Annotated in this window: 18 protein-coding genes; 15 read left to right on the top strand and 3 right to left on the bottom strand. The window is 41.3% G+C overall.

What is annotated here, in order from left to right; genetic code table 11:
• Positions 1-3 precede the first annotated feature (3 nt).
• The 13 genes from ftsI (at position 4) to lpxC (ending at position 15,525) form a co-directional block, all read left to right on the top strand.
• Positions 4-1,800, top strand: a complete 1,797-nt coding sequence (ftsI, locus tag AACU95_RS15365) for a peptidoglycan glycosyltransferase FtsI (RefSeq protein ID WP_004248565.1) — start codon at positions 4-6, stop codon at positions 1,798-1,800.
• The gene (murE, locus tag AACU95_RS15360; RefSeq protein WP_004244121.1) at positions 1,787-3,274 is read left to right on the top strand and encodes a UDP-N-acetylmuramoyl-L-alanyl-D-glutamate--2,6-diaminopimelate ligase; all 1,488 of its coding nucleotides are present in this window, start codon (positions 1,787-1,789) and stop codon (positions 3,272-3,274) included. The genes ftsI and murE overlap by 14 nt, the downstream gene beginning before the upstream one ends.
• The gene (gene murF, locus AACU95_RS15355) at positions 3,271-4,653 is read left to right on the top strand and encodes a UDP-N-acetylmuramoyl-tripeptide--D-alanyl-D-alanine ligase (protein WP_141191990.1); all 1,383 of its coding nucleotides are present in this window, start codon (positions 3,271-3,273) and stop codon (positions 4,651-4,653) included. Before murE ends, murF begins: the two co-directional genes overlap by 4 nt.
• The gene (gene mraY / locus AACU95_RS15350) at positions 4,647-5,729 is read left to right on the top strand and encodes a phospho-N-acetylmuramoyl-pentapeptide-transferase (protein ID WP_004248563.1); all 1,083 of its coding nucleotides are present in this window, start codon (positions 4,647-4,649) and stop codon (positions 5,727-5,729) included. The genes murF and mraY overlap by 7 nt, the downstream gene beginning before the upstream one ends.
• Position 5,730: 1 nt before the next feature.
• A complete protein-coding gene (gene murD, locus AACU95_RS15345) occupies positions 5,731-7,041 on the top strand; it encodes a UDP-N-acetylmuramoyl-L-alanine--D-glutamate ligase (protein ID WP_004244118.1) in 1,311 nt (436 codons plus the stop codon).
• The gene (ftsW, locus tag AACU95_RS15340) at positions 7,041-8,234 is read left to right on the top strand and encodes a cell division protein FtsW (RefSeq protein ID WP_004244117.1); all 1,194 of its coding nucleotides are present in this window, start codon (positions 7,041-7,043) and stop codon (positions 8,232-8,234) included. The genes murD and ftsW overlap by 1 nt, the downstream gene beginning before the upstream one ends.
• Positions 8,231-9,313, top strand: coding sequence for an undecaprenyldiphospho-muramoylpentapeptide beta-N-acetylglucosaminyltransferase (gene murG, locus AACU95_RS15335; RefSeq protein ID WP_004248561.1), 1,083 nt, complete (start codon positions 8,231-8,233; stop codon positions 9,311-9,313). Before ftsW ends, murG begins: the two co-directional genes overlap by 4 nt.
• 41 nt (positions 9,314-9,354) lie before the next feature.
• Positions 9,355-10,818, top strand: a complete 1,464-nt coding sequence (gene murC, locus AACU95_RS15330) for a UDP-N-acetylmuramate--L-alanine ligase (protein ID WP_141191989.1) — start codon at positions 9,355-9,357, stop codon at positions 10,816-10,818.
• 5 nt (positions 10,819-10,823) lie between these two features.
• The gene (locus AACU95_RS15325; RefSeq protein ID WP_004244114.1) at positions 10,824-11,171 is read left to right on the top strand and encodes a hypothetical protein; all 348 of its coding nucleotides are present in this window, start codon (positions 10,824-10,826) and stop codon (positions 11,169-11,171) included.
• An 11-nt stretch (positions 11,172-11,182) separates the two neighbouring features.
• Positions 11,183-11,971, top strand: a complete 789-nt coding sequence (gene ftsQ, locus AACU95_RS15320) for a cell division protein FtsQ (protein ID WP_012368234.1) — start codon at positions 11,183-11,185, stop codon at positions 11,969-11,971.
• Positions 11,972-12,016: 45 nt separating this feature from the next.
• Positions 12,017-13,273 (top strand): cell division protein FtsA, encoded by a 1,257-nt coding sequence (ftsA, locus tag AACU95_RS15315; protein WP_004244110.1) that lies wholly within the window; start codon positions 12,017-12,019, stop codon positions 13,271-13,273.
• A 69-nt stretch (positions 13,274-13,342) separates the two neighbouring features.
• Positions 13,343-14,509 (top strand): cell division protein FtsZ, encoded by a 1,167-nt coding sequence (gene ftsZ, locus AACU95_RS15310; protein ID WP_004244108.1) that lies wholly within the window; start codon positions 13,343-13,345, stop codon positions 14,507-14,509.
• A 98-nt stretch (positions 14,510-14,607) separates the two neighbouring features.
• Positions 14,608-15,525 carry a UDP-3-O-acyl-N-acetylglucosamine deacetylase gene (gene lpxC, locus AACU95_RS15305; protein ID WP_012368233.1) on the top strand — a complete coding sequence of 306 codons (918 nt, stop codon included), beginning with the start codon at positions 14,608-14,610 and terminating at the stop codon, positions 15,523-15,525.
• Between the two features lie 30 nt (positions 15,526-15,555).
• Here lpxC and AACU95_RS15300 read toward each other — a convergent pair whose 3' ends face one another.
• A complete protein-coding gene (locus AACU95_RS15300; protein WP_004244106.1) occupies positions 15,556-16,074 on the bottom strand; it encodes a DUF721 domain-containing protein in 519 nt (172 codons plus the stop codon).
• A 43-nt stretch (positions 16,075-16,117) separates the two neighbouring features.
• Here AACU95_RS15300 and secM point away from each other — a divergent pair, with 43 nt between their 5' ends.
• A complete protein-coding gene (gene secM, locus AACU95_RS15295; RefSeq protein WP_004248559.1) occupies positions 16,118-16,645 on the top strand; it encodes a secA translation cis-regulator SecM in 528 nt (175 codons plus the stop codon).
• A gap of 107 nt (positions 16,646-16,752) precedes the next feature.
• The gene (secA, locus tag AACU95_RS15290; RefSeq protein ID WP_004244101.1) at positions 16,753-19,461 is read left to right on the top strand and encodes a preprotein translocase subunit SecA; all 2,709 of its coding nucleotides are present in this window, start codon (positions 16,753-16,755) and stop codon (positions 19,459-19,461) included.
• Positions 19,462-19,603: 142 nt separating this feature from the next.
• Here secA and hpmA read toward each other — a convergent pair whose 3' ends face one another.
• The gene (gene hpmA / locus AACU95_RS15285; RefSeq protein ID WP_161737106.1) at positions 19,604-24,340 is read right to left on the bottom strand and encodes a calcium-independent hemolysin HpmA; all 4,737 of its coding nucleotides are present in this window, start codon (positions 24,338-24,340) and stop codon (positions 19,604-19,606) included.
• A gap of 33 nt (positions 24,341-24,373) precedes the next feature.
• The coding region (gene hpmB, locus AACU95_RS15280) for a hemolysin secretion/activation protein HpmB (RefSeq protein WP_161737105.1) at positions 24,374-26,056 on the bottom strand (1,683 nt) is incomplete at its 5' end.

Here is a 26,056-nt window from a genome sequence, read left to right as displayed (position 1 = left end):
AGTATGAAATTTTCACGTTCGGCAAAAGCGAAGACAAAGACAAAGTCAAATGCCAAACTCCGTAAACCTGAAGAAAAAACAGGATTTGTGAGTTGGCGTTTTGCGTTGCTTTGCGGTGGTATTGGTATTGCTTTAGCGGCGTTATTAATACGAGTTGCCTATTTACAGATTATTAACCCAGATCCCCTGATCCGCGAAGGGGATCTGCGCTCTTTACGTGTGCAAAAAGTCCCCACAGCTCGTGGCATGATAAGCGATCGTATGGGAAGACCATTGGCGGTGAGTGTCCCTGTATATGCTATTTGGGCTGATCCTAAAGTTGTGTTAGAAGCTAACCCTGATATGACCGATTCACGCTGGTTAGCACTTGCTGATGCATTAAAACTTCCCGTTAATCAAATTTCTCAAAAAATTTCTGCAACACCTTCCGCTCGTTTTATCTATCTTGCGCGCCAAGTTAATCCTGAAATTAGTGATTACATAAGTAAGCTGAAAATCAAAGGGATAAACATGCGCCAAGAGTCCAAACGCTATTATCCTTCAGGAGAAGTGACCGCTCACATCATTGGTGTTACAAACATTGATGGTGATGGTATTGAAGGGGTTGAAAAAAGCTTTAACCAATGGCTTACCGGTGCCCCCGGAGAGCGAGTTGTACGCAAAGATGGCTTTAACCGTGTGATTGAAAATATCGCTCAAACAGATAGCCAAGCTGCTCACAACTTAATGTTAAGCATTGATGAGCGTTTACAATCTGTTGTGTATAGAGAGTTAACCAATGCAGTCATTGAAAATAAAGCCGAATCAGGTACGGCGGTTTTGGTTGATGTCAATACAGGCGAAGTGTTAGCGATGGCAAATAGCCCATCCTATAACCCGAATAATTTAGCAGGAACGCCGAAAGATGCGATGCGTAATCGAGCTATCACCGATATTTTTGAGCCAGGCTCTACGGTAAAGCCGATGGTGGTTATGAGTGCGCTAAACAATAATATTATTAAAGAAAATACCGTTATTAATACTGTTCCTTATCGAATTAGTGGTCATCAGATAAAAGATGTTGCGCTTTATCGTGAGCTTTCGATAACTGGAATTTTACAGAAATCGAGTAACGTAGGGGTATCTCGCCTTGCGTTAGCGATGCCGGCGTCTGAACTGGTAGATGTTTATTCCCGTTTTGGCCTCGGAAAACCAACTAACTTGGGGCTAGTTGGTGAAAGTAGTGGCATATTTCCAATAAAAAAACAACGGTGGTCCGATCTTGAAAGGGCCACCTTCTCATTCGGATATGGGCTAATGGTAACGCCATTACAGTTAGCGCGTGTCTATGCAACTATCGGTAGTTTTGGTATTTATCGACCGCTTTCTATTACTAAAGTCGACCCTCCTGTACCGGGTACTCGCGTTTTTCCTGAAAAAGTCATGAGAACAGTGGTTCATATGATGGAAAGTGTCGCCTTACCGGGCGGTGGTGGCGTTCGTGCTGCGATCAAAGGGTATCGTGTTGCGATTAAGACCGGGACCGCGAAAAAAGTCGGCCCAGATGGAAAGTATATTAATGCCTACATTTCTTATGCAGCCGGTGTTGCACCGGCAAGCCGTCCACGCTTTGCCTTAGTAGTGATCATTAACGAGCCAAAAGCGGGCAAATATTATGGGGGTGCAGTTTCTGCACCAGTGTTTGGCACAATTATGGGCGCGGTTCTACGTACGATGAATGTAGAGCCTGATGCATTAACGCCAGACGATAAAAGTGAAATAGTGATTAATAAAAAAGAGGATACAAGTGGCAGATCCTAATTTAAGTGACCTATTAGGGGCACTCGGGATACAAGCACCGTCTTTAACGCTTAAAGACATGACACTCGATAGCCGAAAAGCCGCGAGTGGTGATCTGTTTGTGGCAATTAAAGGCCATGAAACGGATGGTAGACGCTATATTCCTCAGGCAATTGCACAAGGTGTTTGCGCTGTTTTAGCGGAAGCTGAAGGTATTGCTACTCATGGCGAAATTCGTGAAAGTCATGGTATACCCGTTATTTATATTGAAAACCTAAATTGTCAATTATCAAAACTTGCAGGAATTTTTTATCATCAGCCAGCGAATAAATTAAAGCTGATTGGTGTCACTGGTACTAACGGAAAAACGACAACAACACAATTGTTAGCACAGTGGGCGCAAGGTTTAGGTGAAGTCAGTGCCGTTATGGGAACGGTAGGCAATGGGTTATTAGATCATATTGTTCCGGCAATGAATACAACCGGTTCAGCGGTTGATATCCAATTAGAATTACAGCAATTAGTTAATCAAGGCGCTACCTTTACCGCAATGGAGGTTTCGTCACACGGTTTAGTTCAAGGGCGCGTTAGTGCGCTACCTTTTGTCGCCAGCGTATTTACCAACTTAAGTCGCGATCACCTTGATTATCATGGTGATATGGCCAATTACGAACAGGCTAAATGGTTGTTATTTTCGACCCACCATAGTGGCGAAAAAATCATTAATGCTGATGATGCGGTAGGGCATAAATGGTTGACGCATCTACCCGATGCAGTGGCGGTGACTATGGCGGATAAATTGCCGGCAAATTGGCAAGGACGCTATGTGCAAGCGACACAAATCAATTACCATGATGCGGGTGCCACTATCCATTTTAATTCAAGTTGGGGAGAAGGTGAAATTGAAAGCCCATTAATGGGGGCTTTTAATGTCAGTAACTTACTCTGTGCTTTAGCTACACTTTTGGCACTTGAATACCCTCTTGATGCAGTGATTAAAGCTTCCAGTGCATTAACGCCCGTTTGTGGTCGTATGGAAGTATTTAGTGCGGATAATCGTCCTACGGTGATCGTTGATTATGCCCACACGCCAGATGCCTTAGAAAAAGCGTTACAAGCGGCACGCTTACACTGTACTGGCAAACTGTGGTGTATCTTTGGTTGTGGTGGTGATAGAGATAAAGGTAAGCGCCCACTAATGGGAGCTGTAGCAGAGCAGTTTGCCGATAAAGTGGTTATCACCGATGACAATCCACGTAGTGAAGAGCCTCAAGCCATTATTCAAGATATCCTTTCTGGGTTAATGGATCCTGGTCGTGCATTAGCGATTGAAGGTCGAGCAGAAGCCGTGACGAATGTAGTAATGCAAGCCTCTCCCGCTGATATGATCTTAGTGGCAGGAAAAGGGCACGAAGATTATCAAATCGTTGGCACTCGCCGTCTTGATTATTCTGACCGATTAACTGTTGCACGGTTATTGGGGGTGATCGCATGATAGCGCTTTCTCTCGAAACTATTGCACAAGTCACTCAAGGCACGTTGAGTACTATTACTCAAAGCCAAGCCAATCAATTAATGATCAAATCAATTTCTACCGATAGCCGTAAAATTGATGATGCATGTCTGTTTATTGCTTTAGCAGGTGATCGTTTTGATGCTCATGACTTTATTGCTGATGTCAAACAAAAGGGTGCCGTTGCGGTTTTAGTTAATCGGAAAATCGATGTTGAATGTCCACAAATCATCGTAAAAGATACCCGTTTAGCAATGGGGCATATTGCCGCTTATATCCGTTCGCTTAGCAATGCTAAAATTGTGGCGTTAACGGGCTCTTCGGGTAAAACGTCCGTTAAAGAGATGACGGCTTCGATACTGCGTCACTGTGGTGAAACCTTATATACACATGGCAATTTAAATAATGATATTGGTGTTCCCCTGACACTCTTTCGTCTAACCCCTGAACATCGTTTTGCCGTGATTGAACTTGGTGCTAACCATATTGGTGAAATAGCCTATACCGTGAATATGGTTAAACCAGATAGTGCATTGGTCAATAATCTCTTTTCTGCACATATTGAAGGTTTTGGTTCCTTACAAGGGATTGCTCAAGCTAAAGGTGAAATATTCACTGGCTTAAAAGAGCAAGGCACAGCCATTATTAATCAGCAAAGTAATGATGTTGCGCTATGGCAACAGCATTTTAACTCACGTCAAACTCAGTGGTCTTTCTCTTTATCTGCAGACACTCAGGCCGATTTCTACCCAACGGATATCGTTGTTAATCAACTCACCACCGATTTTACATTGCATACGCCAGAAGGGGGTGTAGCAATCACCCTACCTTTACCTGGTCGCCATAATATTGCCAATGCGTTAGCCGCAAGTGCGTTAGCCTTGTCGGTAGGGGCGACATTAACGGATATTCAGCAAGGTTTAGCGGTACTGAAAGCCGTACCTGGCAGACTCTATCCTGTTGAATTAACAACAGGAAAAATAGTGTTAGATGATACCTATAATGCTAATGATGGGTCGATGATGGCAGGGCTGCAAGTTTTATCTCAATTACCAGGATATAAAATCTTTGTCGCTGGAGATATGGCTGAACTAGGCGAGGATTCAGAAAAATGTCACCGTGATGTGGGACGTTTTGCCCATCAAGTCGGTATCGATCGGGTATTAACCGTGGGTCATTACAGCCAGTTTATTAGTCAAGAAAATGAAGGCGGTGAGCATTTTTCATTTAAAGCTGATTTGCTTACCCAATTAATTCCATTATTACAGCAGCATGATGTTGTTTCAGTTTTAGTAAAAGGTTCACGAAGCTCAGCAATGGAGGATATCGTGAACGCATTAAAGGAGTGCTTTGAATGTTAGTTTGGCTAGCCGAATATTTGGTTAAATATCATACATTTTTTAATGTGTTTTCTTATCTGACATTCAGAGCGATTGTTGGTTTATTGACGGCATTAATTATTGCGTTATGGATGGGACCCCATTTAATTGCATGGTTACAAAAAATGCAAATCGGGCAAGTGGTGCGTAACGAAGGCCCTGAGTCACACTTTAGCAAACGTGGTACGCCGACCATGGGTGGGATCATGATCCTATTTTCTATCGCTGTATCAACCTTATTGTGGGCGCGATTAGATAATCCTTATGTATGGTGTGTACTCTTGGTGCTAATTGGTTATGGCATCATCGGTTTTATCGATGATTATCGCAAAGTAGTGCGTAAAGATACTCGAGGCTTAATAGCGCGTTGGAAATATTTCTGGCAATCGGTATTAGCTTTAGCGGTTGCATTTAGTATGTACGCGATTGGTAAAGATACCCCAGCAACGCAACTTGTCGTGCCTTTCTTTAAAGATGTCATGCCACAACTTGGCATGTTGTATATCTTACTGGCTTATTTTGTCATTGTTGGCACCAGTAACGCGGTAAATTTAACCGATGGTTTAGATGGCTTAGCCATTATGCCTACGGTGTTTGTAGCGGCTGGATTTGCATTAGTTGCATGGGCTACAGGTAATGTCAATTTTGCCAGCTACCTAAAAATTCCTTATTTAATGCATGCAGGCGAATTGGTGATTGTTTGTACCGCCATTGTCGGCGCGGGATTAGGCTTCCTTTGGTTTAATACTTATCCTGCCCAAGTCTTTATGGGTGATGTTGGCTCTTTAGCATTAGGTGGTGCATTAGGTACTATCGCCGTGTTATTACGCCAAGAATTTTTATTAGTGATTATGGGGGGCGTGTTCGTTGTTGAAACGCTCTCGGTTATTTTACAAGTAGGTTCATTTAAACTGCGCGGCCAACGTATTTTCCGTATGGCGCCAATCCATCATCACTATGAATTAAAAGGTTGGCCAGAGCCTCGTGTGATTGTCCGCTTTTGGATCATCTCTCTTATGTTAGTCCTTATTGGTTTAGCGACATTAAAGGTACGTTAACATGGCAAATTATCAGGGGAAAAAAGTTGTTATCGTGGGACTAGGCATTACCGGTCTATCCTGCGTTGACTTTTTTATCCGCCAAGGTGTAACACCTAAAGTGATAGATACTCGCCAGCATCCCGCGGGTTTAGATAAGCTACCTGCTGATGTTGAGTATCATACGGGGAGTTTTCATCAAGTATGGCTTAATGATGCTGATTTAATTGTCTCAAGTCCGGGTATTGCGTTATCAACGCCTGAGTTAGTTGAAGCGCGAGATCATGGAGTGGAAATTGTCGGTGATATTGAGCTATTTTGCCGTGAGGCAAAAGCACCTATTGTTGCGATAACAGGCTCTAATGGCAAAAGTACCGTAACGACGTTGGTGGGGGAAATGGCTAAAGCTGACGGGATCCCTGTCGGTGTCGGTGGCAATATTGGTGTACCTGCTTTAACGTTATTAACACAGCCTTATGACTTATATGTCTTAGAGCTATCGAGCTTTCAATTAGAGACAACCTATAGCTTAACAGCGGCGGCTGCCACGGTATTAAATATTAGCGAAGATCATATGAATCGCTATCCGTTAGGATTAGAACAATACCGTGAAGCTAAATTACGTATTTATGATAATGCTAAAACCTGTGTCTATAACGCAGATGATGTTCTGACATTGCCTTTAGCTGGCAAAGATGCACGTTGTGTGAGTTTTGGTATCGGACAAGGGGATTATCAACTGGATAATACCAATCGTTACTTGAACGTAAATGGTGAAAATATTCTTGCCACTTCACAGATGTTCCTTTCTGGTCAACACAATTACACCAATGCATTAGCCGCATTAGCGTTAGCTGATGCGGTGGGAATTTCTCGTAAAGCATCACTGGCTGTTTTAAACACCTATCATGGCCTTGCTCATCGTTTCCAATTAGTTTACTCCCATAATGGGGTACGTTGGATCAATGATTCTAAAGCGACTAATGTAGGTAGCACAGAAGCAGCTTTAAGAGGGCTTGAAGTAGAAGGGACTTTGCACCTGTTGTTAGGTGGGGACGGTAAGTCTGCTGATTTTAGCGCGCTATTACCTTATCTCAGTGGCGATAATATTCGCTTATATTGCTTCGGACAAGATGGTCAAGCATTGGCAAATTTACGACCACAAGTCTCACAATTAACCGCGACTATGGAAGAGGCGATGCGATTACTTGCACCAACAGTGCAAACTGGCGATATGGTGCTACTTTCACCCGCTTGTGCAAGTCTAGATCAGTTTAAAAGTTTCGAACAACGTGGTGATGAGTTTGCCCGTTTAGCGCAGGAGCTTGGCTGATGAGTGTATACGCAATGCGAAGATTAAAACAGTGGCTGGTGGGAAGTTATCAAACAGATAACAGCGCGTTCGTGCCTTATGATCGCACTTTGCTCTGGTTTACATTCGGATTAGCGGTTGTCGGGTTTGTGATGGTAACCTCGGCGTCAATGCCTGTTGGACAACGTTTAGCAGAAGATCCTTTTCTATTTGCTAAACGTGACGGCATTTATATGATTGTTGCCCTTTGCCTTGCATTAGTGACAATGCGAGTGCCAATGGCGGTATGGCAACGCTACAGTAGCTTAATGCTGTTTGGTTCTATCTTGCTATTACTCGTGGTATTGGCAGTGGGCAGTTCAGTAAATGGCGCATCACGTTGGATTGCATTTGGGCCTTTACGTATTCAGCCGGCAGAACTTTCTAAATTGGCACTGTTTTGTTATCTCTCCAGTTATTTGGTGAGAAAAGTAGAAGAAGTGAGAAACAATTTTTGGGGATTCTGTAAACCTATGGGGGTGATGTTAATATTAGCCGTGTTACTGCTATTACAACCCGACTTAGGTACGGTGGTCGTGTTGTTTGTGACCACATTAGCGTTGCTTTTTTTAGCCGGTGCAAAAATTTGGCAATTCCTCGCCATTATTGGTACAGGTATTGCCGCTGTTGTGATGTTAATTATTGTTGAGCCTTACCGTGTACGACGTATCACTTCGTTCTTAGAACCTTGGGAAGATCCTTTTGGTAGTGGTTATCAGTTAACACAATCCTTGATGGCTTTTGGACGCGGTGATCTACTGGGGCAAGGGTTAGGAAATTCAGTACAAAAGTTGGAGTATCTACCTGAAGCTCATACTGACTTTATTTTCTCCATTTTAGCAGAAGAACTTGGTTATATCGGTGTGGTTTTAGTGCTTTTAATGGTATTCTTCATCGCTTTTCGTGCGATGCAAATTGGACGCCGTGCTTTGCTGCTCGATCAACGTTTTTCAGGCTTTTTAGCCTGTTCGATTGGGATCTGGTTTACCTTCCAGACTTTGGTCAACGTCGGTGCGGCAGCAGGTATGTTGCCAACAAAAGGGTTAACGTTACCTCTTATTAGTTACGGTGGTTCGAGTTTGATTATTATGTCAACGGCTATCGTGATGTTGTTACGAATTGATTATGAATCACGCCTAGCACAGGCTCAGGCGTTTGTAAGGAGTCCTAAATGAGCGAACGTAAACGCCGATTAATGGTGATGGCCGGCGGAACAGGAGGGCACGTCTTTCCTGGATTAGCAGTTGCTCATTATCTGCAATCCCAAGGCTGGGATATTCGTTGGTTAGGAACCGCGGATAGAATGGAAGCACAATTAGTGCCTAAGCATGGCATTGAAATCGAGTATATCCGTATTTCGGGTCTGCGAGGTAAAGGGGTAAAAGCGTTAATTGCGGCACCTATTCGTATTATAAAAGCGATTTTTCAAGCCCGTCGGATTATGAAGCGCTATCAGCCTGATGCCGTATTAGGCATGGGAGGCTATGTTTCTGGACCAGGCGGTGTTGCAGCATGGAGCTGTGGTATTCCCGTTGTTTTACATGAACAAAATGGTATTGCAGGCTTAACTAACCGTTGGTTGTCAAAAATAGCCAAACGTGTGTTACAAGCATTCCCCGGTGCGTTTGCTAATGCGCCTGTTGTTGGTAATCCGGTTCGTGACGATGTCTTAGCACTTGAAGCCCCAGCAGAGAGATTAAAAGGCAGAGAAGGTGCTGTCCGAGTGCTGGTTATTGGTGGTAGCCAAGGTGCGCGTATCTTAAATCATACAATGCCCGTGGTGGCTGGATTATTAGGAGAGCGAGTTACAATTTGGCATCAGGCCGGCAAAGGGAGCGAAAGTGATACCAAATTACGCTATCAAAATGAATTTTCTAAAAATTCAGTTAAATCTGAGTATAAAGTTACTGAATTTATTGATGATATAGCGCAAGCTTATCAATGGGCTGATGTTGTTGTATGTCGTTCAGGTGCATTAACAGTTAGCGAGATTGCCGCTGCGGGGTTACCCGCTATTTTTGTTCCTTTTCAACATAAAGATAGACAGCAATATTGGAATGCATTGCCATTAGAAAATGCCGGTGCGGCGCGTATTATTGAACAGAATGATTTAACGCCAGAAGCGATAGCTGACACCCTAGAAAATTGGGATAGACATCAGCTAATGCTAATGGCAGAAAAAGCACAAAGTGTTGCGATTACGGATGCTACTGAGCGAGTCGCTAATGTAATTATCGAAGTGGCTAAAAAATAAACGTAACTTGTAACCATTAACTTAGAGTGAAGAAGTAAATAGTGAATACACAACAGCTGGCGAAATTAAGATCTTTTGTGCCTGAGATGAGAAAAGTTAGGCATATCCACTTTGTTGGCATTGGTGGTGCCGGCATGGGCGGGATCGCCGAAGTGTTGGCTAATGAAGGTTATGCAATCAGTGGTTCTGATTTAGCGCCTAATGTAGTCACACAACAACTCGTTGCATTAGGGGCGACAATCTATTTTAATCATCGCCCTGAAAATATTCGTGATGCTAGTGTTGTGGTGGTTTCTACCGCAATTAGTGCAGATAATCCGGAAATTATTGCAGCAAGAGAAGCGCGTATTCCTGTGATACGTCGTGCAGAAATGTTAGCGGAGTTAATGCGTTATCGTCACGGGGTTGCGATTGCAGGAACCCACGGTAAAACAACAACAACGGCGATGATTTCGAATATTTATGCACAAGCAGGATTAGATCCAACCTTTGTTAATGGCGGTTTAGTGAAATCAGCAGGTACCCATGCTCGTTTAGGTTGTAGCCGCTATTTAATTGCAGAAGCGGATGAGAGTGATGCTTCTTTCTTACATCTTCAACCTATGGTTGCGGTGGTAACGAATATTGAAGCTGACCATATGGACACTTATCACGGTAATTTTGATAATTTAAAAGAGACTTTTATTACTTTTTTACACAACTTACCGTTTTATGGTCGCGCAGTGATGTGTATTGATGACGATGTTATTCGGTCAATTATTCCTAAAGTAGGGCGTTATATTACTACCTATGGTTTTAGTGAAGATGCTGATGTACGCATTACTCATTACGAACAAAAAGGTGCGCAAGGATTTTTCACTATTTCTCGTGAAGATATGCCTGATTTAGATGTGGTATTAAATGCGCCGGGACGTCATAACGCCTTAAATGCAACCGCAGCTGTGGCTGTTGCTACAGAAGAAGGGATTGCGGATGAGCATATTTTAGCCGCACTACTTAATTTCCAAGGCACTGGGCGTCGTTTCGATTTCTTGGGAAATTTCAGTCTTGAGCATGTGAATGGCCAAGAAGGGGAAGTCATGCTGGTGGATGACTATGGACATCACCCAACAGAAGTTGATGCAACGATAAAAGCGGCACGAGCAGGTTGGCCTGATAAACGTTTAGTGATGTTATTTCAACCACATCGTTATACACGTACTCGTGATTTATATGAAGATTTTGCAACGGTGCTTAATCAAGTTGATATTTTATTATTAACCGATGTTTATGCAGCAGGAGAGGCGCCTATTCCCGGTGCAGATAGTCGTTCACTGTGTCGTACTATTCGTCAACGTGGCAAACTAGATCCGATTTGGGTTTCTGATGTTGAGAACATCTCCTCAATATTAGCGGGTGTATTAATAGATAATGATCTTGTTTTAGTTCAAGGTGCTGGAAATATTGGTAAAATAGCGCGTCGCTTAGCAGAAACAAAATTACAACCATCTTTAAGCGAGGATTAAGACGGATGTTTGAGCAAGTGAACATCATTTATGGTGAAATGGTTAAGAAAATGACTGTAATGGTGGGAGATTTTAGTCAAAAAGAGATCTTATTTGCGAAAAATACGATCGGTAATTTGCTTGCTCAAAGAGATGTGGGAAAAATTTATCAGTTAAAAGTAGCGAAATTTAAAGAAAAACTCGCTATTTTGACTTTTAAGGTAAATAATTCTCAACAGATTGAACAATTTAGTGATTTAATTATCAAAGCTAAAGGTATTTATAGAGTATATATATCTAGTGGAAGTATTAATCGTAGGAATATCGTACAAAAGAATAGCCGATTCTCTTATTTGAATGTTGCGCAGGGGTGAATGAATTTACTATGTCACAAGCAGCGCTAAATAATAAAGAGATAAAAGAGAAACGTCATTCTGATAGGCCGAGTAATGGTAGCTATTTATCAGGATTAATCTTCTTCTTATGTGTGATTGCCACCATTATTTGGGGCGGAATACAAGTTGTGAATTGGATGAAAGATGCTAATCGTCTACCGATATCAAAGCTTGTACTTACTGGTGAGCGGCATTACACAACGAATGATGATGTGCGTCAGGCCATTTTATCTTTAGGCCAACCAGGCACTTTTATGACACAGGATGTCAATATCATTCAGCAACAAATTGAACGTATGCCATGGATCAGGCAAGTGACCGTACGTAAACAATGGCCAGACGAATTAAAAATCCATCTGGTGGAGTATGTGCCATTTACCCGTTGGAATGACACACATTTTCTTGATAGAGAAGGCCGAATTTTCAGTCTGCCAACGCGATTGGAAACACAAGGAAATTACCCACTATTATATGGGCCGCAAGGAAGTGAGAAAATGGTATTAGCAGGTTATTTAGCAATGAGAGATCAGCTTCTTGCCAGTAATCTGAAATTAAAAGCAGCATCAATGTCAGCTCGTCAAGGATGGCAATTAGTCTTAGACAATGATGTCCGATTGGAGTTAGGGCGTAAGGATACCGAAAAACGGATTGCTCGCTTTATTGAGCTGTATCCTATCTTGCAACAACAGACTGACAAACGGGTTGATTATGTCGATTTGCGTTATGACAGTGGTGGTGCAGTTGGATGGGCTCCTTTATTACTTGATGTGAATGAATAAACAAGACGTGGCAGATGACACGATGAAGGCGAAGGCAGAACAATAATGATCAAAGCGACGGACAGAAAATTAGTAGTTGGTCTTGAGATTGGTACGGCCAAAGTAGCCACCCTTGTCGGTGAGATCCTGCCTGATGGCGTAGTGAATATTATCGGGGTGGGAAGTTGCCCATCTCGGGGTATGGACAAAGGTGGCGTGAACGATCTCGAATCCGTCGTAAAATGTGTACAACGGGCTGTAGATCAGGCTGAATTGATGGCAGATTGCCAAATATCGTCAGTATATTTGGCGTTATCAGGCAAACATATTAGCTGCCAAAATGAAATTGGTATGGTGCCAATTTCAGAAGAAGAAGTAACACAAGATGATGTTGATAGCGTGGTGCATACTGCGAAATCCGTCAAAGTAAAAGATGAACACCGTGTTTTACACGTAATACCGCAAGAGTACGCCATTGATTACCAAGAAGGGATCAAAAACCCTGTTGGGTTATCTGGTGTACGTATGCAGGCTAAAGTACATCTGATTACCTGCCATAACGATATGGCGAAGAATATAGTAAAAGCAGTTGAGCGCTGTGGTTTAAAAGTGGATCAACTGATTTTTGCAGGACTGGCTTCAAGTTTTGCTGTGCTAACAGAAGATGAGCGCGAATTAGGTGTTTGTGTCGTTGATATGGGTGGCGGAACCATGGATATCGCCATATATACCGGTGGTGCATTAAGACATACTCGTGTCATTCCTTATGCAGGCAACGTTGTGACTAGCGATATTGCTTACGCTTTTGGTACACCACCAAATGACGCTGAAGCAATAAAAGTGCGTCATGGCTGTGCATTAGGCTCTTTAGTTGGCAAAGATGAAAATGTCGAAGTTCCAAGTGTCGGAGGTAGACCACCAAGAAGTCTACAACGGCAAACACTTGCTGAGGTGATTGAACCGCGTTATACCGAGCTTCTAAATCTTGTTAATGAAGAGATTTTGAGTGTTCAGGAACAATTACGTCAGCAAGGAATAAAGCACCATTTAGCGGCAGGTATTGTTTTAACAGGTGGTGCTGCACAGATAGATGGACTTGTTGAATGTGCTCAACGTGTTTTCCACACGCAAGTACGGATCGGTAAACCGTTAAATATTACCGGGCTAACAGATTATGCGCAGGATCCCTTCTATTCTACGGCAGTCGGGCTTTTGCATTACGGTAAAGAATCTCACTTTGGTGAGGAAACTGAAACCGAAAAACGCTCTGCAGTTAGTGGTTGGCTAAAAAAACTCACTGGCTGGTTAAAAAGAGAGTTTTAATCATCAGACAAATTTAAAAAGAGGTCGTTTGAGCAAGCGACCCTAAAAGGCACAAAACGGAGAGAAATTATGTTTGAACCTATGGAATTAACCAACGATGCGGTGATCAAAGTCATCGGCGTTGGTGGCGGCGGCGGTAATGCGGTTGAGCACATGGTTCGTGAACGTATTGAAGGCGTTGATTTCTTCGCGGTCAATACTGATGCTCAAGCATTACGTAAAACAGCAGTTGGACAAACTATCCAAATCGGTAATGCCATTACGAAAGGCTTAGGTGCAGGTGCAAACCCTGAGGTAGGCCGTAATGCTGCCGAAGAAGATCGTGAAGCGTTACGCGCTGCACTAGAAGGTGCGGATATGGTATTTATTGCTGCGGGTATGGGCGGTGGTACTGGTACCGGTGCTGCGCCAGTCGTTGCTGAAGTTGCGAAAGAGTTAGGTATTTTAACGGTTGCTGTTGTGACTAAGCCTTTTAATTTTGAAGGCAAAAAGCGTATGGCATTTGCTGAGCAGGGAATTACTGAGTTATCTAAGCATGTTGACTCATTAATCACTATTCCAAATGACAAGCTGCTAAAAGTACTCGGCCGTGGTATTTCGTTACTTGACGCATTTGGTGCGGCAAATGATGTATTAAAAGGTGCTGTTCAAGGTATCGCAGAACTGATCACTCGCCCAGGTTTGATGAACGTCGACTTTGCTGACGTGAGAACGGTGATGTCAGAGATGGGTTATGCCATGATGGGATCTGGTGCAGCTAAAGGCGAAGATCGTGCTGAAGAAGCCGCTGAAATGGCGATTTCAAGTCCATTACTGGAAGATATCGACCTGTCTGGCGCACGTGGTGTGTTAGTTAATATTACAGCAGGCTTTGATTTACGTCTTGATGAGTTTGAAACCGTCGGTAACACCATTCGTGCATTTGCATCAGATAACGCCACAGTGGTGATTGGTACTTCTCTTGACCCTGAAATGAACGATGAACTGCGTGTTACTGTGGTTGCTACAGGTATCGGCATGGATAAACGTCCAGAAATTACGCTGGTAACTAATAAGCAAAATCAACAAAACGCTATGGAAAATCGTTATCAGCAAATGCAAAATAGCATGTCCTCTTTCTCTACAGTAGAAGAGAGCAAGCCGGCAGCTAAAGCGGTTAATGAACAATCTACTCAAGCTAACAAAGAGCCAGATTATTTAGATATCCCTGCTTTCTTAAGAAAACAGGCTGATTAATCGTCAAAAAGATTGGCATCTCCGCTTTTTGTGCTAAACTGTCCTGCCAATTATAAGTATAATAATTGGTAGGACGGATAATATTGCGAGATAAAATGATGATCAAACAACGGACATTAAAACGAATTGTACAAGCAACTGGTGTGGGGCTCCACACGGGTAAAAAAGTTACGCTTACAATGCGTCCGGCGCCAGCTAATACTGGGGTCATCTACCGTCGTACTGACTTAAATCCACCGGTGGATTTTCCAGCAGACGCAAAATCAGTTCGTGACACTATGTTATGTACTTGCTTAGTGAATGAAGATGATGTGCGTATATCAACCGTTGAGCATTTAAATGCAGCACTGGCTGGTTTAGGCATTGATAATATCGTAATTGAAGTGGATGCACCTGAAATTCCTATTATGGATGGCAGTGCAGCACCTTTTGTTTTCTTATTGCTTGATGCAGGTATTGAAGAGCTTCGCACTGCGAAAAAATTCATCCGTATCAAGGAAACAGTACGTGTTGAAGATGGCGATAAATGGGCGGAAATGCGTCCTTATAATGGTTTTAAATTAGATTTTACTATCGATTTTAACCATCCTGCTATCGATGCAAGTACTCAGCGTTATAAATTAGATTTCTCTGCTGAATCCTTTATGAGTCAAATAAGTCGTGCTCGTACATTTGGATTTATGCGTGATATTGAATATTTACAATCGAAAGGATTGTGTTTAGGCGGTAGCTTTGATTGCGCTATCGTGGTTGATGACTATCGTGTCCTCAACGATGATGGTTTACGTTTTGAAGACGAATTTGTTCGTCATAAAATGTTAGATGCAATCGGTGATTTATTTATGTGTGGCTATAACATTATCGGTGAATTTACCGCGTTTAAATCAGGTCATGCACTAAATAATAAATTGCTCCAAGCTGTTTTAGCAAAAGAGTCTGCTTGGGAATTCGTCACCTTTGAAGACGAAGCGAAAATGCCAGTGGCATTTAAAGCGCCATCGACAGTTTTTGCTTAATCGCTCAATTGGAAAGCACGTTAATTATCTCTAATTAGCGTCATCTTTGGCTGTACTTGTACTCTCTCCGGCAAGTGCAGCCAACCGTTCTAATCTTTCTCTTAATTTCTTCGGGCTTTTCTCTGCCAAATATTTCAATGATTGTGCACTCTCTACACTTAAATGGCGTTTTTTTACGGGTGTTGGATCTTTTAATGATGAAGTGACACTCTTTTTTCCCGCTTTTATGCTTAAAGAAGGATTTATTTTGATGTCTATTGAGGATAACGATGGTAAAATTTCCTTTCTTAATGCAGAAAGTAATGATGGAATTTCATAACGTAATCGGGTCATCCAACTTGCGTTTGTGACTTCAATAATTAAAATAGCATTGCGATAATTGGCGACACGGCATTTACCTTGTAACGGTGCTGGTAAAAGTGCCATGACGGTACGATTTAATTTGAGTAAAATTGTTGCACGCTGTTGTATAAGCTGTAATGTGCTTTTATTGGAACCTTCAAGCTCTTTTAGGATGTTTTCCAATGATTGTGGGTAGCTATCCCGCATAGATTTTGACTCCACAAATTATAAAATTAAATAACGAAGGTTAATGAGCATTATAAATTTTTGGCGACAATTTGGCAGACGATATTTTTGGTCGCATCTGCTATTAGGGATGGTAGCAGCAGGTATTGGTATGCCTTCGCTGGTGTCTGCCCATGCTGAAAATCCATCACAAACGGATACACCTTCCTCACAAAATCGTCAAAGCCAAGCATTAATCGCTTTTGATAATTTATTCTTACGCCAGAGTGTACAGAATCCTGCTTCATCCTTCACCTTTAATTACTGGCAACAGCATGCCGTTAAAAATGTGATTAAGCAGCTCTCTTTTGCTTTTACCATTCATTCACCTGAATTGATGGTAAAAGCAAAAGATGAGCCATCACCTGTTGCGAATGTTGCTGAGGTCATGCTTGATACGCTTTATGCGTTACTGACTCAAGCGCCATCTTCTACCCTGGTTAATTTACCGATTTCCCGTAGCGTATTAACGGAAAATCGTATTTCCTATCATACCGGATTATGGCTTGCTCAGATCCGCGGTATCCGTGCTGGACCTTACCTAACAGCTTAATTGAGTTTGTTAATCTTTGTTAGATTATGCTTATCTCTATGATTTATCGTCGATAAACATAGAGGCTGTATTCGGCGTATTTACGCCATAAATGAGAATAAAGAGTTATGTTAGGTAAAATTGTAACCAAAATTTTTGGTAGTCGTAATGAACGCGCTATTCGTCGTATGCGTAAAGTGGTTGCTCAAATCAATCAACTAGAGCCAGAATTTGAAAAATTAACCGACGATGAATTGAAAGCCAAAACAGATGAATTTCGTGAGCGTTTAAAAAAAGGTGAAAAAGAAGAGGATATTTTACCTGAAGCTTTTGCCACTGTACGTGAAGCGAGTAAACGTGTTTTTGGTATGCGTCACTTTGACGTACAGCTTATTGGCGGTATGGTATTAAATGATCGCTGTATCGCAGAGATGCGTACAGGGGAAGGTAAAACCTTAACTGCAACACTGCCTGCTTATTTAAATGCGCTATCAGGTAAAGGGGTGCACGTTGTTACCGTCAATGACTATTTGGCGCAACGGGATGCGGAAAATAACCGCCCACTATTTGAATTCTTAGGGTTAAGTGTTGGTATCAACCTCCCTAATATGGCACCACCAGCAAAACGTGAAGCTTATAACGCAGATATCACTTACGGTACAAATAACGAATTTGGTTTCGACTATTTGCGTGACAATATGGCGTTTAGCCCTGAAGAGCGTGTCCAACGTAAATTACACTATGCATTAGTGGATGAGGTTGACTCCATTTTAATTGATGAAGCTCGTACTCCACTGATTATTTCAGGGCCTGCTGAGGATAGCTCTGAACTTTATATTAAAATGAATAAAGTTATTCCTCATTTAGTGCCTCAAGAAAAAGAAGATTCAGATACCTTCCAAGGGGAAGGGGATTACTCTGTCGACGAAAAAACGCGTCAAGTGAATATTACTGAGCGTGGCTTAGTTAAAATTGAAGGGTTATTAGCCGAAGCAGGTATGATGAAAGAGGGCGAGTCACTTTACTCACCTGCTAACATCATGCTTATGCACCATGTAACGGCAGCCTTACGTGCCCATGCATTATTTACAAAAGATGTTGATTACATTGTTAAAGATGGCGAAGTTATCATTGTTGACGAACATACCGGTCGTACCATGCAAGGCCGTCGTTGGTCGGATGGTTTACACCAAGCGGTAGAAGCAAAAGAAGGTGTGAAGATCCAAAATGAGAACCAAACATTAGCGTCCATTACATTCCAGAACTATTTCCGTTTATATGAGAAATTAGCGGGGATGACTGGTACTGCAGATACCGAAGCTTTTGAATTTAACTCTATCTACCGTTTAGAAACTATCGTTATTCCAACTAACCGCCCAATGGTCCGTAAAGATTTACCTGATTTAGTTTATATGAATGAAAAAGGTAAATTTGCCGCGATTATTGAAGATATTCGTGAACGTACTAAAAATGGACAACCGGTACTGGTGGGGACCATCTCGATTGAAAAATCTGAAGAGATCTCCCAAGCACTCACAAAAGCGAATATTCATCATAATGTCCTGAATGCCAAATTCCATGCTATGGAAGCAGATATCATTGCTAATGCGGGGTTACCATCAGCGGTGACTATCGCAACTAATATGGCTGGTCGTGGTACCGATATCGTATTAGGGGGAAGTTGGCAGACTGAAGTTGCGAAGCTGGAAAATCCAACAGAAGAGCAAATTGAAGAGATCAAAGCACAATGGCAAAAACGCCATGATGCGGTATTAGCTTCTGGTGGTTTACATATTATTGGTACTGAACGCCATGAATCACGTCGTATCGATAACCAGTTACGTGGTCGTGCGGGGCGTCAAGGGGATGAGGGTTCTTCTCGTTTCTATCTGTCAATGGAAGACTCCTTAATGCGTATTTTTGCCTCTGATAAAGTATCAGGCATGATGCGTAAACTGGGAATGAACGAAACAGAAGCTATTGAGCATCCATGGGTAACTAAAGCGATTGCTAATGCACAACGTAAAGTAGAAAACCGTAACTTCGATATTCGTAAACAATTACTTGAGTATGATGATGTAGCCAATGATCAGCGTCGAGCTATTTATACTCAACGTAATGAGTTGTTAGATGTTGCTGATGTCAGTGAAACTATCGACAGTATTCGCCAAGATGTGTTTACTTCGATGATTGATAACTATATTCCACCTCAATCACTAGAAGAGATGTGGGATATTGAAGGTTTAACGGCCTGTCTGCAAAATGACTTTGATTTAAATTTACCTATCAAAGAGTGGTTAGATAAAGAGCCTGAACTACACGAAGAAACACTGCGCGAACGTATTTTAGAAAAATCAATCGAAGTCTATAAAGCAAAAGAAGAGATTGTCAGTGCTGAAATGATGCGTAACTTTGAAAAAGGTGTCATGTTACAAACACTGGATTCACTGTGGAAAGAGCACTTAGCGGCGATGGATTATCTGCGTCAAGGTATCCATTTACGTGGTTATGCACAAAAAGATCCAAAACAAGAGTACAAACGTGAATCTTTTGCTATGTTCGCTAATATGTTGGAATCACTGAAATATGAAGTGATCAGCACATTAAGTAAAGTACAAGTTCGTTTACCTGAAGAAGTTGAAGAGTTAGAGCGTCGTCGTCGTGAAGAGGCGGAGCGTTTAGCTAAACAGCAACAACTTAGCCATGAAGTGACAAAAGAATCACAAATGTCAGCCGTTGATGGCCAAGTGGCATCAGGCAAAAAAGTGGGTCGTAACGAACCTTGCCCTTGTGGTTCAGGTAAAAAATATAAGCATTGTCACGGTAAATTAGGTTAATTGTGATCACACAATAGAATTTAATTATCGAATATAGCGAGTACAAGTAAAGTAACCCCCAATAGCTGGATAACCAATTATTGGGGGTTTTTCTATACAGCGTAGCCGTGTGACTAACAGACTATGCTGGTCTTATTTTGTATTATTTCTTTTCAGAAATAGATGCTTTTGTATTGACGGTTTCATTCGTTTTAACGGGGGATTTAAAAGAAATATCTCCACCTACCAGTTGTTTTGCTAAATCCACCACAGAGGATTTCAGATCAAGATCGGCGCCGGCTTCATAATGATGACCTTCAATATTTTCTAATTTAACGCTACTTCCCCCTAAATCAACTTGGCCTTGTTTACTCGCAATTTCTGCTCCGGTGAGTTTTGTCGAGCCATTCACATTTAATGATAGGTTGTTGTTGCTAGTTAAGGAGGTGGTTTTAGTGACAGCATCATTATCTACATGAGTGACTTTGATATCTGCATTAGCAGTATGACCCTCAGCACCTGTTACGATATTCTTAATACCATTACCGACTTTACCAAAACCTTGATCAATTTTGGCTTTAGTTTCATCACTGATACCTGTTTTATCTGCAATAGTTGAAGAGAGGGAATTGTATTTATCAGAGATAGCATCTGTTGATGATTTAATTCCTGAATCAATCGTATCTTTGATGGTTTTCTCTAATAATGACCCTCCGGCTTTAGCCGTTTTATTCACTTGGCTTGATTTAGGATCGTTGGTGTGGTTATAGCCAACATTGACGCCAACAGTAACATGGCGATCACTCTCTTTTTGGCTAGCAATATTGAGTGAACCACCAACATTACCCGTAACGCTATCAGCAGTCACATTAGCACCAGATAGTGTCAGATCTTTATTACTATTAATCGTTAATGTACCTGTTTCTAAGGTTGCATTTTGGTGGCTCGTTTTTTGTTGATCTTCCACATTAACCAGTAATTTACCCCATATGTTATGAATAGAGGTAGCAGGTTTCTCCTCTGTAACTTCTTTTGGGGTGGTATTGGTTTTTTTGCCATTAAAGCCAATATCTGTTCCCCAATTGTTTTTATAATCAGTAGACTGCGCAGATGTGATCTCGATATCACCGGATTGTGATGTTAGCTGAGTATCTTTACTATTAACTTGTGCTCCTTGAAGATGGACGCTATTGCCATTAATCGTTAAGTTTCCTGAGTTATTAATCGTTCCTCCTTCTCGAGATACGCTTTTCTCATCTTGTTTACCAATAGCAAATTGGGCACTACCTAAACCATTCACAGATGAAGCATCATCGGTCATTTTTTTACCAAAACCTGCTTGTACTCCTCCAGATAAATTATTGCCTTTTTCAGTACGCTCAGAGCTCGCTGATTGTAGGTCGACTTTATTAGTTGCATTTAATGCAATATCTTGTTCGCTACTTAAATGAGTACCTTGTAAAGTCAGGTTATGCCCAGCGTTTAATTCAATAGCTTGAGAGCCAGTGATAGCGCCCACTTTTGCGGTAGTCTGCTCTTTGCTGTGATGAGTGGTCCCTGCATTGAAACCTCCACCATAGTCTTTACTCTCTGGCGTGGTGCCCACTTTCAGATTTGCACTACCATTAACATTAGATTGACTTTCGCTATGAGTATCAGTCGCCTGTGCAAGAGTGAGATCACCCCCCGCATTGATAACTGTTTTGCCCTTTTGTGCATCAAATTGAGCACCTTCATAATGGGCATCTTCACCTACATTAATCGAAATATCGCCATTTGAGGTAAATTGGCTACCTTTAGCCTTTGTTTCCATTAAGGCGTTATCAGTTGTTTGGCCTTCACCTTTAATAGCAACGGTAATATCACTGCCCGTTTTAGTACTGACACCAACTTGTCCACCGCCTTTTGTTTCATGGAATGTCGTTTGATGTTTATCTTGCGCGACCTCACTTGTGTGGGTGTTTGCTGTGAGAGAAATACCTTCTTGGGTTGATTGATAGTGAGTACTTTGATCATGTAACTTATTATTACTATCAATGTTGATTTTTCCTGCATTGATAGAGGTTGAAACGGCTTGGCTATCGGTTTGTGATTTCTGACTACCACCACCTTTAATACCAACTTCAACACCGACATTGGGGGTCTCTAAATTGCTAAGGTTAGCTAAATTAGCAATTGCATCTCTTGCTGTAACTTTTTTAGTTAAATCGGTATTGTTACCCGGTTTGGTTGTGTTAACACCATCTTCGATTGCTTTCTTAACTGGCTTCGTTACACCGCTATAATCAAGATTAACGCCAACATCGATACCAACATTTAAGCTGTCAGTTTTAGATGTTTCACTATCATTGACGGCAAGATGCTGAATATTTTCACCAGACTCTTGATAACGCCCCTCAACATGGTGAGAAGCCCCTTCGTGAAGCAAATCTTTGTTCGCGGTAATAGTCAAATCACCTGCAACCTCTGTTTGGCTGCCTCTATTTTTTGTTACCTCTGTTTGTGTATGTTGTTTGTCATATTGAAAATCGGCTTTAGAACCGACTTTATCTACACCTCCTGTGTAGCTAAAACCCCCTGAAATAGTGGTATCTGTGTTGTCCGCTTGTTTTTTATTTTCCGTACTAACAAAGGCAACATTATCACCCGTAATAGAGGCATTCCCTGCGGTAGTCTTTAGATCAGATCCCGCAAAAGTCACATTTTTATTCGCTTGCAGATCAACATTGGCGCCACTAATGGTTGAGTTAGCTTGTTCTGTTTCAGTGCTAGTATTTTTATTGGTGGTATGAGTGATATGAAAGCCCGCACTATATTGCTTGTCTTCAACTTCTTTGGCGTGCCCAGTAATGGCTAATGATGTTTTTTCATCATCAATCTTAGTGACTTGTTGTGCTGATTTAACGTTGATATCACCTAAAGAATGAATACCTAATTTATCAGCGCTTTTGATCAAACTACCAATGACATTAACATCATTGCCACTGACAACGGTCAATTGTGCATCGGAAATGAGTTCACTACCTGTAGATGTTTGTTTATTAGTTTCATTTTTATGTGAACTTTTAGTGATATTAAACGCGGTTCCTGTGCGTTCATCGATTTTACTGATGGTTTCACTCAGCGCATTATCAATGACGACATCACCTTGTGTGGTTTTAACAAAAGCACCTTGGTTGCCTTTTACTTGGCTACCGGTAATGTTGACATTGTTATCTGCAGCAAGGAGCAATTGACCATCAGCGGTTAATTGTGTTGCATGACTAACTTGTTGTTGATTATTATTATTTTTATTCTGACCACCACCAATACCTCCCCACATAACATGATTATCGGTGACTGTTTTATCATTATTGGTTTTTTGGACGTTTAAATTAATGTTATCTTTGGCATTGACCAGCACATTTTCATTCGCATGCAGTTTAGCACCTTGCGCCGTTATTGAGCCTTGAGCATCTAAACCAAGATCTTTACCTGCCGTTAATTCACTGGCTTTCAACGTCTCAGTTTGGTGGCTGTTACTCCAACTACCACTTTCTAAGCGAGAAGTATGATTACGTTTATTGCCATTTTCACTACGACTTTCTTTCTCAACTAATCCATTGATATGGATATCTTTATTGGCATTAATTGCAAGGTTATTCCCCGCATTAATTTTAGCCGCGTCTAAGGTAACATCTCCTTTAGTTGCGGTTAATGTCGCATTATTTTTAGCATCAATTTGGCTACCAATTTGCTGTATTTGTTCTTTCTCTTTAGTCACATCGTATTTCCACGAGTAGAACCAGCGATTATCAATATCGGTCTCTTTTTGCTGTAGCTGTTTACCATCGATAGTTAAATCAGCACCTTGTAAAGTGATATCATCCCCCATTAAATCAGAGGCTTTGATTTGATTATGGCTACTCGCTACTAATGTGATGTTTTTACCTTTTAATTCGGTTTTAGTGAGTGTTTGACTAGAGCCACTATTATTAACCGTGATCCCGCCACGATAGTTTTGGTAATTTTCACTGCCATCTTTATCGTAACTGTCATAACGGACTTGACTATCTGTTTGAATATTATCGGCTTTAACACTTAGGTCGTTATCTGCGGTAAATTTACCTGCTAATTTAACTCCACTACCTTCAGCCGTATTAATAATGCGGATACGACCCGATTGCATACTACCAAAGAAATAGCTATCTAATGCTGAAACGGGTTTTTGTGAAGAGAGAATATCAAAATGTTGTGAGAAGGTGTTTTGTCCAGTAAAGGCTGAAATTTCAGCAGCAGTGATTTTCCCTCTACTATCAATACGAGGAGCAATTAAGTCTAACAACCCTGTTGTATTTAAGCCATTTTTACCAAGCGATAGTAAATTTGTGTTGTTGAGGGTGCTATAGCCTTTTAGCTGACCATTTTCAAAGAGCGGATTACCAACAACTAATGAAGAGCGGCTGGTATTTATAAAACCACAACCATCACATGTGATACCATTTGGGTTAGAAAGCACATATTCAGCAGCGATACCAAAGACCTCTTGCTGACCTAATAAGAATGATGGGTTGCGGCTAACAACTTCATTCAAAATTAAAGAGGCAGCTTGACCATTTAAATTGCTGTTAGCGTTTAAATGACCCGCAAGTTGAGATTGTCCCGCTTCTAATGCGTTATTAAATACAGCCCCAGGCTTGCCAACATTGAAGTCTTGGTATTGGTTATGAGAAATCCCTTCGTTATTTGGCGTGACTATATTAATCACTTGCGTACCACCATTAACAGCAGAGACATCCGGCCCTTGATGGCCTGCATCGGGCACGATGCCATTGCCATAAGCATTAAGAGAGACAAAAATTATTGCTAAAGACGCAGCAAGTCGCCCAGAGGGTGAAAGTTTAAAGTTTTTTGATTTCATAGAGTTATCTCCATTTGTTGCTATGAATGTAGATCAAAATAAGTATGAAAATTTAACCAGTAGTTGAGTAGGATCTTTGGTTTTATTGGAATTTGTTTGGTGATACAGTAACTCGCCTTTTGCAACTTCAAGGTCGAGTTGTGCTTGTTGATATTGAATATTTAAGCCGGAGCTTAGGCCGTAACCACCTTGCCATCCTTTGTAGTTACCATGTTGTTTTACTTGACCGATATCTACCCCTATACGAGGTGTGATAGAAAAGTGGTTAAGTCGATAGGGATAGGAGAGGGTATTGCGTAAATAGCCACCGTTATCACCAGAAAGTGTGCTTTGATCAAAACCACGAATGGCGTTTTTGTCTGTTAAACTTAGCCATTCAACGCCGGGGAGTGTGTCGTGGCTGTATTGGCCTAAAAAAGAACTATTGAATAAAAATGTTGAATGCCATAGAGAAAAGCGTTGATACCAATTGGCAAATAGCTTAACTTTTGTAAAGCGATAGTCGTTACCATTACCGTTAGCGATATAGGGTGTTTCCTCTGCGCCAAACCAGCCGACCGCTTTTTCAACACTCAGATTAGTGCTCAATACGCCATTTGGAATAATCTGCAAATGATTAATCCCTAATTCAATAGTGGTTAATTTAGGGCTACTGAGATCTAAACGAATTTGGCTAAAATAGTTGCGTATACGTTTATGAGTGACTTGAATATTTAAGGTATCAATTTGTTTTTGGCTACGGCTAAAAGCATAATCGCCTCTAATACCTACTTGAGTGGTATCGCCATATAAGCTGACAGTACGTGTTTGTAATTTTTGGTGAAATTGGTACTCCGAATAACTACCAAAAGAGCTAAAAGTAAAACCACCATAAGGAATTGAATAGAGCAAAGTATAAGCACGATTAAAACGGGTATTCGGGTTATCTGTGGTTATATTGGCATTTAAGCTTACAAAATCAGATAAACCTAATGGGCTATCTAAACTAGCATTCGTTCGTATTAACCAGCGGCCTGAATTTTTCTGTCCATAATTGTCACTAGCGATATTGAGATGCCAAGGTGATTTTCGTTGATTAGACAACTTAATGACAGAGCTCCCCAATTCGGTACCGGGAAGAATATCCACTGTGACTTTATTTGATTGCAAACGGTTAGCTTGATCTAAGCCTTGATCGAGTGTAGCGAGTTTTAATGGTTGCCCTTTGATTCGAGGAAATAGTAGTGTGGTGTTAACACCTCGATCACCTCCTTCAATACGTTCAACAAACCCTTCAATAGCATACAGACCTAATTCGCCATGTTGGTTAGGACGTAAAAATTGGATACGTGCGGTAATATAACCATGTTGAAGATAACGCTGTGTGAGTTCTTTCACGAGGCGATTAATATCAGCACTCTTAATACATTGATCAGGTAACGGAGATAATGAATTGAGATCCTTCTCAGTAAGTAAAGTAATACCCTGAATATAAACGCCTTTTATAGGCAAACAATGTTCTGACTCAGTAATTAAAGTTGGGGTAGGTGAAATATTTACCGCTTTTTCTTGCAGTTGCTGATAGCGATTTTGTTCTATTAATTGATTAATTTCACGTTGGCTATCTTGCAATGCACGCCTTGATTCACTGATTGAGCCTAAATTTCCTGTTTCATTTGCGCTTAATCCACTGGTAGAAAAACAGCTTAATAGTGTTAATAAAACAACTTTTTTTTT

The sequence above is a fragment of the Proteus sp. G4415 genome (assembly GCF_963896075.1).
Taxonomy (GTDB): domain Bacteria; phylum Pseudomonadota; class Gammaproteobacteria; order Enterobacterales; family Enterobacteriaceae; genus Proteus; species Proteus mirabilis.
The sequence above is the reverse complement of the archived record's forward strand: the minus strand, read 5'-3'. Positions and strand labels throughout refer to the sequence as shown.